The sequence below is a fragment of the Ruficoccus amylovorans genome, from assembly GCF_014230085.1.
Lineage (GTDB): Bacteria > Verrucomicrobiota > Verrucomicrobiia > Opitutales > Cerasicoccaceae > Ruficoccus > Ruficoccus amylovorans.
This window is the reverse complement of the sequence record NZ_JACHVB010000032.1, coordinates 49,716-61,092: the sequence shown is the minus strand read 5'-3', so window position 1 is coordinate 61,092 and position 11,377 is coordinate 49,716. Positions and strand designations below refer to the sequence as shown.

General features: G+C 51.0%; 13 protein-coding genes. 10 read left to right on the top strand and 3 right to left on the bottom strand.

What is annotated here, in order from left to right:
• Positions 1–40: 40 nt before the first annotated feature.
• Positions 41–997 (top strand): IS30 family transposase, encoded by a 957-nt coding sequence (locus H5P28_RS10575; RefSeq protein ID WP_281398168.1) that lies wholly within the window; start codon positions 41–43, stop codon positions 995–997.
• A 225-nt stretch (positions 998–1,222) separates the two neighbouring features.
• On the opposite strand, the gene H5P28_RS20005 is transcribed toward H5P28_RS10575, so the two are convergent.
• Positions 1,223–1,459, bottom strand: a complete 237-nt coding sequence (locus H5P28_RS20005) for a helix-turn-helix domain-containing protein (RefSeq protein WP_185675673.1) — start codon at positions 1,457–1,459, stop codon at positions 1,223–1,225.
• 104 nt (positions 1,460–1,563) lie between these two features.
• Between H5P28_RS20005 and H5P28_RS10565 the strand changes: the two genes are divergently transcribed.
• Positions 1,564–2,169 (top strand): hypothetical protein, encoded by a 606-nt coding sequence (locus H5P28_RS10565; protein ID WP_185675672.1) that lies wholly within the window; start codon positions 1,564–1,566, stop codon positions 2,167–2,169.
• Positions 2,170–2,199: 30 nt separating this feature from the next.
• A complete protein-coding gene (locus tag H5P28_RS10560) occupies positions 2,200–2,613 on the top strand; it encodes a hypothetical protein (protein ID WP_185675671.1) in 414 nt (137 codons plus the stop codon).
• Between the two features lie 19 nt (positions 2,614–2,632).
• Here H5P28_RS10560 and H5P28_RS10555 read toward each other — a convergent pair whose 3' ends face one another.
• The gene (locus H5P28_RS10555; RefSeq protein ID WP_185675670.1) at positions 2,633–3,523 is read right to left on the bottom strand and encodes a DNA adenine methylase; all 891 of its coding nucleotides are present in this window, start codon (positions 3,521–3,523) and stop codon (positions 2,633–2,635) included.
• Positions 3,524–3,534: 11 nt separating this feature from the next.
• Positions 3,535–5,043, bottom strand: a complete 1,509-nt coding sequence (locus H5P28_RS10550) for a hypothetical protein (protein ID WP_185675669.1) — start codon at positions 5,041–5,043, stop codon at positions 3,535–3,537.
• A 214-nt stretch (positions 5,044–5,257) separates the two neighbouring features.
• On the opposite strand from H5P28_RS10550, the gene H5P28_RS20000 reads away from it, so the two are divergent.
• From H5P28_RS20000 to H5P28_RS10515, 7 genes are all read left to right on the top strand, one after another.
• On the top strand, positions 5,258–5,857 hold the full coding sequence (locus H5P28_RS20000; protein WP_185675668.1) for a tyrosine-type recombinase/integrase: 600 nt from the start codon (positions 5,258–5,260) through the stop codon (positions 5,855–5,857).
• Positions 5,850–7,484 carry a recombinase family protein gene (locus tag H5P28_RS10540; protein WP_185675667.1) on the top strand — a complete coding sequence of 545 codons (1,635 nt, stop codon included), beginning with the start codon at positions 5,850–5,852 and terminating at the stop codon, positions 7,482–7,484. The genes H5P28_RS20000 and H5P28_RS10540 overlap by 8 nt, the downstream gene beginning before the upstream one ends.
• Before the next feature lie 76 nt (positions 7,485–7,560).
• Positions 7,561–8,130: a hypothetical protein gene (locus tag H5P28_RS10535; protein ID WP_185675666.1), complete on the top strand. Its 570-nt coding sequence runs from the start codon at positions 7,561–7,563 to the stop codon at positions 8,128–8,130.
• Positions 8,131–8,165: 35 nt separating this feature from the next.
• Positions 8,166–8,417: a type II toxin-antitoxin system Phd/YefM family antitoxin gene (locus H5P28_RS10530; RefSeq protein WP_185675665.1), complete on the top strand. Its 252-nt coding sequence runs from the start codon at positions 8,166–8,168 to the stop codon at positions 8,415–8,417.
• A 5-nt stretch (positions 8,418–8,422) separates the two neighbouring features.
• Positions 8,423–8,677 carry a Txe/YoeB family addiction module toxin gene (locus H5P28_RS10525; protein WP_185675664.1) on the top strand — a complete coding sequence of 85 codons (255 nt, stop codon included), beginning with the start codon at positions 8,423–8,425 and terminating at the stop codon, positions 8,675–8,677.
• A gap of 15 nt (positions 8,678–8,692) precedes the next feature.
• Positions 8,693–10,204: an anthranilate synthase component I gene (trpE, locus tag H5P28_RS10520; RefSeq protein WP_185675663.1), complete on the top strand. Its 1,512-nt coding sequence runs from the start codon at positions 8,693–8,695 to the stop codon at positions 10,202–10,204.
• Between the two features lie 175 nt (positions 10,205–10,379).
• Complete coding sequence (locus H5P28_RS10515; RefSeq protein WP_246456044.1) at positions 10,380–11,357, top strand: sigma-70 family RNA polymerase sigma factor; 978 nt, start codon at positions 10,380–10,382, stop codon at positions 11,355–11,357.
• The last annotated feature ends 20 nt before the right edge of the window (positions 11,358–11,377 follow it).

Sequence of the window (11,377 nt, the reverse complement as noted above, 5' to 3'; positions counted from 1 at the left end):
GCGAGAGGGTGCTTAAGCATGGCGGTTTGCGAGAACCAACATGTCAACAAGAAGCTACCGTCGCCTCCGCGTGGAGGATCGTCCCATTATTTATCGCATGCGTAAAGCCGGAAAGAGTCAGCGCGAGATCGCCCATTTTCTGGGGTTTTCTCAATCGAGCATCAGCAAGGAGCTGAGTCGTAATCGGGGGCTGCGCGGGTATCGTCCTGGACAAGCGCATGCCAAGGCGCTTGGGCGTCAGCAGTGCAAGCGTCGTCGTCACCGCGTGATCGAGGGAGAGTTGGAGGCCCTCGTGCGGGAGCGGATTGAGTGCAAGCACAGCCCCGAGCAGATCAGCGGAGCTCTGCGGCGGCAGGGGCGTCCGGCGCCTTCGCGTACGAGCATCTACACGTTTATCCAGGCTGACCGTGATCGCGGGGGCACGCTTTACCGGCACCTGCGCATCAACGGCAAACGCCGCTACCGGCACAAGAACAAAGCCAGCCGCCACAAGCTCCCGGCCCGCGTGGACATTGAGCTGCGGCCTGCGATCGTGCAGCGGCGCGAGCGTTACGGCGACTGGGAGGCGGACCTCATCGCCGGTTGCCGGGGTGGAGGCTACCTGCTGAGTCTTTACGAGCGCAAGAGCCGCTATGGGCGGCTGGCGCTGCTGCAAAGCAAAGATGCCAACGAGACCGCTGAGGCCATTATCGGCGTCCTGCAAGGCTACCGCGTGCACACCATCACCTATGACAACGGGCTGGAGTTCGCCGGACACCGGCGCGTCAGTGAGGCCCTCGGCGCAGCCGGATTCTTTTGCAAGCCCTACCACTCATGGGAAAAAGGCGGCGTCGAGAACTTCAACGGACTCGTCCGACAATACTTCCCCAAGGGCACAAACTTCCTCGATGTGGGCGAGCCTAGGCTCGCCCACATCGAAGCCCAACTCAACCAACGCCCACGCAAAACCCTACACTTCCTTTCTCCCAACAACCTCAAACTACACTTCGCCGCTTGACCACCTCAACCCAGCACAAAAATGATTCCTTAGAAGTTGGAATCCGCGGAGCAAAATAGCCCCTTGATACTTTGTTATATACAGAAATAACAAATTCCTAGAGTATATAATATCCTATATATCAAAGAATAAAGTCATTCAGACAGTACACAGAGTTCTCCTAAGATAATTCTGATTCATATCTACAAAGGTATGCCGCAAGGCATCAGGCATCTTGATGCCTTCTCAAGGTTCCACTACTGGATCCAAGTCCTCCAGTTCCTTGATTATCTCTGACGGGAAACAGTCAAGAGCCCGAGCAATCAAGAAAATCGTAGTCAACGTCGGCTGAAATTTACCGTTCTCGATTTCAGACAGGAAACTCCGGTCTATCCCTGCCCGTTCGCACAGGCTATCCTGTGAAAGCTTCAACTGACTCCTTCTGCGAGCGATTACACGGCCAAATGCATGCTTAATATCCAAGCCATGATTATAAAAGATTTACATTGGCCAATCTGTAGGATATATCCTACAGATAATAACCCGATGCTGTAACGCACTCTAGTCACTTAACCCATTACTAAAACATGCCCGAGACAGACGTCCCTCAACAACCGAAGAAAAAGAAAAATGGCTGCATGATCGCCATCATCGCTTTTGCTGTAATCGCCATTCTAGGAATTGGCGGATTCTTGCTAGTAGGCGGTTTGTTCGTGACCGGAGCCGCAGTAGCTGTCGATCAAGCCATTAAAGAGGAAAACCGTATTCCAGAAGAAATCTTGCCCCTCGATGGATCAACACAAACCGGAGAATACGAGATTACGGTCTATGACATCCAGGAATTTGCGTCAGTCGGCAATGAATTCTACTCAGAACAAGCCTCCGAGGGTGCCACTTTTGTAGCCGTACTTTGGGGCTATAAAAACACTACAGGCACCCCAATCAGTGCTTTTGATGCCCCACGCATAGAGCTACTCTCACCCGACCTAGCTCGTTATGAACCAGCCGTGGGAGCTAGTAGTGCTCTTGCCTCGACGATTGATGGCCTGAACCAAAAGGCGCTGAGTGACATCAATCCTGGCATAAGCGTCAAGACAGTAGACGTATTTGAGGTCAGCCAAGAGCTACTCCTGCAACCAGGCTGGACTCTTTTGATCAAGGCCGACGAGAAAGTAAGAATGAAGCTCAATTAACACACTACATCCCAGTCCCCAGCCATTCCCATGAGAAAATTCGCATTATTTATTACATTTTTATCCCTTAGCTCGTATCTATTGGCTGAGGAAAATCCACTGATAGGATACTTCAGTAATGGAGACGATAACGTCAACATTCGCATCGATAGAACACCCCTTGGCAAATATGAACTGTATCTAAAGCAGAGCAAAGACGGTGACTGGGAAAAGGCATGTGACCTAAGATATCCACGACGGGAAGAACTGAAAGTATTGTTTGGTGATACCGCCATCCGGGTGGGGCATGCCCTAGTCCTTCAAGACCAAGCAATACCCAATATCGGATTCTTTTATATCAAGCCTGGCCAATTCGGCACCACCTATCTACCGGACCCTATATATCTGATGTATCTCCAAAAAGGCAACAGAACCATAGAGATTAAAAAAGCAAAAAAAGAGTAACACCATAGCCATCAATCGACTATAGTATTTCTCTTTGAACTCCTAAATCTATATCCTGCGACTTGATGACGCACCTAGAAATTTCATCGAGAGGAATATTCGAGATAAGCAGTTCATCAACCTTTTTGCATTTTCTTACGACATAGTTAAACTGAATCGGAACAATTACTTGGTTTTTATAAAAATCTAAAATGTCTGGATGACTGTCAATACTAACGATCCACGGATAGTTTTGATTATCTATAAACTCGGCCAGCCTTCGATGTCCTAACCCATCATAAGAATAGCGATATAGCCGCTCACCTTGGACATAATACGGCGGGTCTATATATACTAAAACGTTTTCTTTAGCCAGTCTTCGTTTTCTTCGACTCAGAACTTGAATAGCATCACCATATACAACCTCTACCAATTTTCTATATCGTGATATTTTAAGTATTGTATCAATAATTCTATCCTTATTAAAACGGCAATCAATCTTATACCTTGACTGTTGATCTATACCACCTATTGGGTTTGCACTAATTATCCCGGAGAAGTTAGTTCGATTAAGAAATAGACCCGCAAATCCTAGGGAAAGAAGATCATAATTCTGAATTGCATGAGGTTGCATATATCTCTGCATAGACCGCCATGTATCTACAGACACGTCAGTTCGCTTGATCAACGAACACAGACCATCTGGCTGCTCAAAAACACATTTCCAAAATGCGTATATAAGCGGGTCTTTCTCTACTAGCACAGCAGAGCTTATTAGCTCATTTGACAACAAAGACAAAGTTATCGCAGAACCGCCAGCATATGGCTCGTAAAACACACAACCGTTCAGCAAATTTTGCCTAATTATTGTTTCAACGTGGATAGCTAGACTTTGCTTGCCACCCGGATACCTTAAGGGACTTACCAACATAACATATGAAGCTAAATATCACCATTTAGCACCTTTTGCACAAAAAAGAATGTCTCTGAGGCAAGCTGCTCTAGGGTCGTATTGTTTGCCTTAATCCACTCTCCATGCACAACCAAATCGCAGTAGTCTTTATGGTTCGTTAGCCACCGATTTAGCAACGATCTTACACGTTCAGGATTGGCAAATATATCATCAGCTCTTTCTATTGAGAATTTAATAATATGCTTCAAGCCCGGGTCCTTTTTATAATTGGACGGAACAGATTTCATCATATCTCCATAAACTTTTTTTGCCTTGATACAGTAGATCAATGATGACTCAAGTAAGGCACGTGATAAAAAAGTAGCTGATATTGGATAATTTTGGTATCGAATTTGCCTAATCTCCTTGGCCAGTGCGTTTAAACGATCATCAGATACATTACATTCAAGCTTCTCAAAGAACTTACCAACAGAATGAGGCTTACTTGGGGTATCCTTATTCACCAAACTAGGATCAGAAGCATCATCTGAGCTCGATTTCTGCGGGAATGGTATTGTATTTCCGTCATCACTAGGCTCAGCATCGAGAGCATTCCCTCCAGACGCTTTAGCTTGTCCGTCAGGGACTGTGCCCAAAGACATATCTGAGGCTTGCTTTAAATAATCCCTTTTTAATAACGATGAGGTTGAAGTAATTTTACTAAAGACATCATCTGGCTTAGAACGAGTGTTAAATATTGGCTTTCCAGCCGCCCCTTTAAGCAAAAATCCACGAGCGATACTCTCTATCCATAAATCATGGACAGCCCTCTTCTTTGTCCATTTTAATTTATAGCCATTGTCATATTTAATGCCAACGGCATCCTTAACACCACTCAACGTAAAAAATCGTGTGAAGGGGTTCGTCTTGATAAAAGGACTATTAAGCTGATCTAGCTCATCTGCACTCCAGCACTTCATATTTACGGTATATTGCAATATCTCTCCCTCCCTTAAATACCTATTGAAATCTGACTTTCTGATTCCAAAGCTATTTGCAACCTCATCAATCGAGTGACCTCGATCGAGCAACCGCTTCATCCGTCGATGGTTTGCCGCAGGTGTCCACTCAAGGACACCTGATCCTGAGTGCTTTTGCGTAATAGTTACCTCAGCAGCTTCACGGCTTGGGGCAATCTCCACCGCACTACTGGATATAGTCTCTCGAAGCACTGAATCAGCGGCCGGAAATGAGCTTTTATACCCAGATGGAATCAGGTCAGGGTCTAGCAGCAGTTGGCAGGCACATACTCTGCGATTCCCCTCCAAAACAACGTACTTACCGAATTCTTTTGTAACAATAATTCTCTCGCCAGGAAATAATCCGCCGAACTTGATGATCTTCTTGGCCAATTCATCAACTTGAGCCGTTTCCAATAATCGCTTACGTATCAGGTCTTGGGTCGCATTTTGCCTGACATCGATCCGAGGATTTTCTGCATCAAGCAAGATTTTGATCGTATCCAAGTCTTCTACCGACCATTTTTTTTCGCCACTCATAAGTGCCAGCATTGAATTATAACCATAAGCATCAAGACTTTTTTACAATCTCCACGACACTTCCTCACGATATTGCGATCAGTATATTATAGAATATAAATTCCATAATCAGTTACACAAGTCGTTGGCCACCATTCACTTATTTTGGGACTTTTTATTTTACGCTCAGCACTGATTATATTATACTAATTTTATTATATAAAATAATCAGTAAATGGCCCTTGGTAAGCAATCAAAGACACTTTCAAGCAAGCAGATCGATGCGATAAGTACCTACCTGCGGAACGGCAGAAATGGGATACGAAACAATGCGATCTTCCTTCTCTCGGCCAAAGCCGGACTCCGTGCCAAAGAGATAGCCAATTTAAGATGGTCAATGGTCGTAGACTCTGATGGCCGCCTAACCCATACCATCAGCCTCACCGATAGCGCAGCCAAAGGTAGCTCTGGACGGACTATCCCCATGAATAAGACCGTCTATACTGCCCTAGATGAGCTACTCCACATCGAACAGCCTATAGATGGCTTTACGATACAGGCTTCATACGTCGTACGGTCTGAACGTTCGGACAGAACAAGCCCGCAGGTCATCGTCAATATGTTCCAACGCTGGTATCGAGAGCTTGGCTTCATTGGCTGTTCCTCTCATTCTGGGAGACGAACCTTTATCACCAACGCTGCACGAAAAATAAGCCTAGTTGGGGGCTCTATACGTGATGTACAGGCCATCGCTGGGCATAAGCACCTCCAAACCACCCAACGTTACATAGAATGCGACTCTGAGTCTCAAAGAAAGGTAGTAGACCTTGTCTGAAATACTCCACATCTACACTCGGGTCAGTACCCAAGCTCAAAAGGAAGACGGAACCTCTCTCGACTCGCAGAAAGAGCAAGGAATCAAAAAGGCAAAAGGGCTGGGGTTTGAATATCGTATTTGGAATGAAGGCGGGCGATCAAGTAGCCATGATGACTTGAGCAACCGGCCAATCCTAGCATCTCTTCTGGATCACGTTGAAGCCAAGGGAGTAAAGCACCTTTGGGTTTACAACACCGACAGGCTCTCACGGAACGAGAACACCTGGAGCATGATACGCCTAAGCTTGGTCAAGAACGCAGTCACTCTCTACACGAACTCCGGCCTCTACCAGCTATCAAATGAAACCGATAAATTAACCCTCGGGTTCCTTTCGCTAATAAGTGCCTATGATAATACACTTAGAACAGAAAGAACAAGAACAGGCAAAGTCCAGAGGATCAAAGAAGGCTACTGGATGGGCGGCCCCCCTCCATATGGGTACAAGCTCATAAGCAAGAAGCTAGAAATCGACCCAGATGAAGCTAAATGGGTGAGATTCATCTTCGAGCAGTTCAGCAAGGGGCAGACCGTCAGATGGATACGAAATAAGCTTCTTGAAAACAAGGTGATGACACGGCGGAAAAAGCCTATCTGGAGCCTTGGGTCCATAGAAAAATTGCTAACCAATACGCATTACGGCGGAAGCTACACCTACAAAGACAATAGAGACGATAATGTACACACGAGCGTCTGCCCTAGCCTACTGCCTGCCACGCTGATTATTGAGGCACAGAAAGAGAAGAAGCGGCGGTCAAAATTCAGGGCAAAAGAAAGCAACCAGAAACATTTCTACCTCCTGCGAGGCTTACTTCGGTGCGATCATTGCGGGGCACACTTCTCCGCTAGACGGTACGCAGTCCAAAAGCGCTCTAGCTACTATTGCCCCAGAAAGGAAAGAAATTACGCCAATGCCCCAGAGCGATGCGATAACAGTAGATACCTGAAAATCGAAGAAACCGATGCCCTCATCGTAAGCACAGTAAAGGAAGTCTTGGCCAACTCGGGCCTATTCAAGCAGGAGATACGAGATCATTACCTACAGCAGAATCAAGAGCAGCTACCCAGCAAGGACGATAGACGAAAAATCAAAGCCCGGATTAGGACACTTACCAAAGACATCAATGATATCCGGTCCAAAATAACCATACTGGAGGCAGATCATCTACTTGAGAAGACAAGCAACACTCGCCTCAGCTTCATGAAAGTCATATCCGAGATCCAACGCCGGATGCTGGTTGCCCAAGCGGAAAAGGAAAAGCTCGAAGAGACTTTGTATAATTTCGACCACCAAGAGCAGTTAAGTGATTGGTTTACAAAATATTCAGAAAAACTCAATGAGTTGGATGACATGACTGAGAAAGAATGCCAAAACTTTCTTAAAGGCATTATCGAGTATATTTCAGTGCGCACGATCGATAAGAGGACACACCAACTTAAAATCAAATTCCACTTACCGTACGTTAACGGATATTTAAACCCCGATCGGGCCGACGAAACAGGCCAAACCCCAGAGGGACCATATGTTAAAACCCTGACTGTTGAGACTAAAAAAAAGCCCACAAACAAAACACTTCAGCCGAAATAAACTGTTATAGGAAATCTACATTACCACGGTGGAGTAATCTACCGACCGGCCGGGCTCTTTTATCAATGCCATCTTCATGCCCGACAATATTCTACTGACTTACGAACCGACGCTGGAAGAGTCTGCGGAGCCGCAGATACGTCTCTACAAACGCACCCCAAGAAGTATGAAAGTGCGCGCCAAGACTACCTACGGGTCGTGCTTGCTTGTCGCTGCCATTGGGATAGCCATTGCCCCTCAGCTCCCCGACAGCTTTAACTTCAGTCTGAAGCTTTTTATTATTATTTCAGCCGTTATATTTGCGGGGCTCGCCGATTGGTTTTCCCATGTGCCCAGGGCTATCGCGAACATCACAGCCTGCATAAAATCAAACCGGGATGCGTGTAAAACCACCACGACGACATACTTCCTCTATCCCGGCTGGCTGACCTGCGACAGCGGGACAACGGCTTTGGTCTTTCGACTCAATCTGTTGGCAAACATCCGCGAGGACGATTCCTTCATCGAGCTGGACTTCATGCCTCACGGGCTTTGCACCGTACCCAAGCGCGTCTTCGCCACCGAGGCCGACAAGCAGCAGTTCATAGCCAGGATTCAGCAAGCCTCCCAAAGTCAACCGATTGAGGAAGGCGCATTGAAAGTTTGACAAGCCCGCTCAAGCCCGTACATGATCCTGTACACATGAAAGCCATCACGTACACGGCAGCTCGCGAGAATTTGGCGGCAACCATGCAGGATGTCTGCGACAGCAGGGATGCGGTCATCATCACCCGCAACCGCAGCCAAGCCGTGGTCATGCTGGCGCAGGAGGAGTACGAATCGCTGCTGGAGACGGCTCATCTGGCCAGTTCCCCGGCCAATGCCCGCCGCCTGCTCGACTCCATCGCGGCCCTGCGCGGCGGGAAAGGCACCGAGCGCGAACTCAGCGAATGACGCCCATGCGGATCGTTTTCTCCGAACAGGCGTGGGAGGATTACCAGTACTGGGTCGCGACGGACAAAAAAGTCCTCAAGCGCGTCAACCAGCTCATCCGCGACTGCCTGCGTGAGCCCTTCGGCGGCCTCGGCAAGCCCGAACCGCTCAAGCACCAATTCCAGGGCTTCTGGTCGCGGCGCATCACCGGCGAGCACCGGCTGGTGTACACGGTCGAAAACGGGGATTTACTCATCGCGCAGGTTCGGTTTCACTACTAGGCTTTAGCGCGAACCATGAAATTTTACCCGACACAGGACGCATTCTGCCAACTGGCCGAGCAGGGCAACCTCATCCCGGTGTACGCCGAGGTGACGGCGGACTTCGAGACGCCCGTCTCGGCCTTTGCGCGGCTGCGCGGGCGCAAGCCCGCCTTTTTGTTCGAGTCGATTGTGGGTGGCGAGCACATCAGCCGCTACAGCATTCTCGGCTCGGCCCCGCGCAAGGTCATCACGTCCTGGGCCGACAAAACCCTCGTTACCCATGCCGACGGCACCCGCGAGGAGCTTCCCACCCCCGCCGACCCGCTCAAGCTGGTCGAGGCTGAGATGGAGGGCCTCAACCCCGTCCGCGCGCAGGACGAGCCGCCCTTCACCGGGGGGGCTGTGGGCTTCCTCGGGCACGAATATATTCACAATATCGAGCCGACCGTCCCCCGCGCCGCCGAGGACACCCTCGGCATGCCCGTGATGTGCTACGCCATCGTGGACACGGTGGTGGTTTTCGACCGCGTGCGGCAGACCCTGCGCATCTGCTCGAACGCGCGGCTCGACGACTATCCGGGCGACCCCAAAGCCGCCTACGCCCACGCCACTGCCGCCATTGAGGAGACGCTCAAGGAGCTTCATGCCGGGCAACACCAGCTCGACCCGATCCCACTGGGCGAGGTGCCCGAAATCACCGTCCCGCAGGGGAATTTTACGCAAGAGGGCTTCATGGCCATCGTCGAGCAGGCCAAGGAATACGTCCGCGCCGGCGACACCGTCCAAATCGTTGGCAGCCAGCGCTTTGAAATCCCCTACGAGGAGGACGGGCTGGCCCTTTACCGGGCGCTGCGCATCGTCAACCCGTCCCCGTACATGTTCATGTTCGAGACGGAGGATTTTTCCGTCATCGGGGCCTCGCCCGAGGTTCATGTCCGCAGCACGGAGGGCCGGGTGGAGATCCGTCCCATCGCCGGGACGCGTCCGCGCGGGGCCACCACCGCCGAGGACGCCGAACTGGAAAAAGACCTCCTGGCCGACCCCAAGGAACGGGCCGAGCACCTCATGCTGGTGGACCTCGCCCGCAACGACATCGGCCGGGTCTGCCAAATCGGCTCTGTCCGGGTCAAGGATTACGCCATTATTGAGCGTTATTCCCATGTTATGCACATCGTTTCTCAGGTCGAGGGCCAGCTCGCCGACGGGCAAAGCTCGTTCGACCTGATGCGGGCGACTTTCCCGGCCGGAACCCTCAGCGGCGCGCCCAAAATCCGCGCCATGCAGATCATTGCCGAACTGGAGAAGCAATGCCGGGGTATTTACGGCGGCGCACTGGGGTATTTCAGCTACAACGGCAACCTCGACTCGTGCATCGCCATCCGCACGGCCCTTTTAAAGGAAAAAACTTTATTTATTCAGTCAGGTGCGGGCCTCGTCGCCGACTCAGTACCGGAACATGAGTATCTGGAAACTGTCAACAAGGCGAAAGGAATGCTCAAAGCGGTTGCATTATCTCGGCAAATAGCTAAGATAACCTATGCTTAACAAGGTAATGCCCGCGCCACGTACTGATTCATATATGCCCTCCCGTAAGGCAACACCCAGGAAGTCGGCGTCGCAAACCGCGGTTGAAGAAACCGCCAAGCCGTCGGCCAATTCCTCACATAAGCAGCCTGCTCAGAGTGAACAGGTTAGTGTTCCGCGTGATGCGGACCAACCGTTGAACATCAACCGGCCCGACGTGAGTGTGCCCGAGCCCGAGACTCTCGCGGACCTCCCCCACTCCGAAAAGAGCGCGATCAAGCTCTACCTGGCCGAAATCGGTAAAACTCCCCTGCTCAAGCCGGACGAGGAAGTCGCACTGGCCCGCCGCATCCGCAAGGGCGACCAGAAGGCCCGCCAGCACATGATCGAGGCCAACCTGCGCCTGGTGGTCAAGATCGCGCACGATTACGCCAACTTTGGCCTCCCGCTACTCGACCTGATCAGCGAGGGCAACATCGGCCTGATCAAGGCCGTCGAACGCTTTGACCCGGACAAGGGCGGCAAGCTCTCGACCTACGCGGCCTGGTGGATCAAGCAGTCCATCAAGCGCGCCCTGGCCAACCAGAGCAAAACCATCCGCCTGCCCGTCCACCTGGTGGACAAGATCGCCCGCATGCGCAAGCTCACCGCCGCCTTGCAGGAACTCTTTGGCCGCGAGCCCACCAACGAGGAAATCGCCCTCGAAATGGGCATGCCGGTCAACAAGATCGCCCACCTCAAGAGCGTCAGTGTGCGCCCGACTTCGCTCGACGCCCCCGTCGGCGAGGACGACGACACCGAGTTTGGCGACCTGGTCGGCGACGAAAATGCCCCCACGCCCTTTGAGAACCTCAAGAGCAAGTCCATGCTCACCGATGTCAACGCCATGCTCGACGCCCTCGACGAGCGCGAAGCCGACATCATCCGCATGCGCTTCGGCATCGGCGGCGACCGCCCGCAGACCCTCGAAGAGGTCGGCCAGTACTTCAACATCACCCGCGAACGCGTCCGCCAGCTCCAGAACATGGCGCTCCAGCGCATGCGACGCGAGATGGCCAAAAAGGAGAAGCAGCGCACCGCCGAGGAAGTCCACCAGGAAAACCTCCAGAAAAAGCGTATGCAGGTCCTGCACGAGTTCTTCCAGCAGAGCGCCCAGGACGAGTCCCGCAACTAGAGCAACTTTCGCCTGGTTCT

Bases quoted from the DNA above. Each gene is read 5' to 3' on its own strand.
- H5P28_RS10550 (WP_185675669.1), bottom strand. From the start codon at position 5,043: ATGAGTGGCGAAAAAAAATGGTCGGTAGAAGACTTGGATACGATCAAA.
- trpE (WP_185675663.1), top strand. From the start codon at position 8,693: ATGAAATTTTACCCGACACAGGACGCATTCTGCCAACTGGCCGAGCAG.
- H5P28_RS20000 (WP_185675668.1), top strand. From the start codon at position 5,258: ATGGCCCTTGGTAAGCAATCAAAGACACTTTCAAGCAAGCAGATCGAT.
- H5P28_RS10575 (WP_281398168.1), top strand. From the start codon at position 41: ATGTCAACAAGAAGCTACCGTCGCCTCCGCGTGGAGGATCGTCCCATT.
- H5P28_RS10555 (WP_185675670.1), bottom strand. From the start codon at position 3,523: ATGTTGGTAAGTCCCTTAAGGTATCCGGGTGGCAAGCAAAGTCTAGCT.
- H5P28_RS10560 (WP_185675671.1), top strand. From the start codon at position 2,200: ATGAGAAAATTCGCATTATTTATTACATTTTTATCCCTTAGCTCGTAT.
- H5P28_RS10535 (WP_185675666.1), top strand. From the start codon at position 7,561: ATGCCCGACAATATTCTACTGACTTACGAACCGACGCTGGAAGAGTCT.
- H5P28_RS10530 (WP_185675665.1), top strand. From the start codon at position 8,166: ATGAAAGCCATCACGTACACGGCAGCTCGCGAGAATTTGGCGGCAACC.
- H5P28_RS10525 (WP_185675664.1), top strand. From the start codon at position 8,423: ATGCGGATCGTTTTCTCCGAACAGGCGTGGGAGGATTACCAGTACTGG.
- H5P28_RS10565 (WP_185675672.1), top strand. From the start codon at position 1,564: ATGCCCGAGACAGACGTCCCTCAACAACCGAAGAAAAAGAAAAATGGC.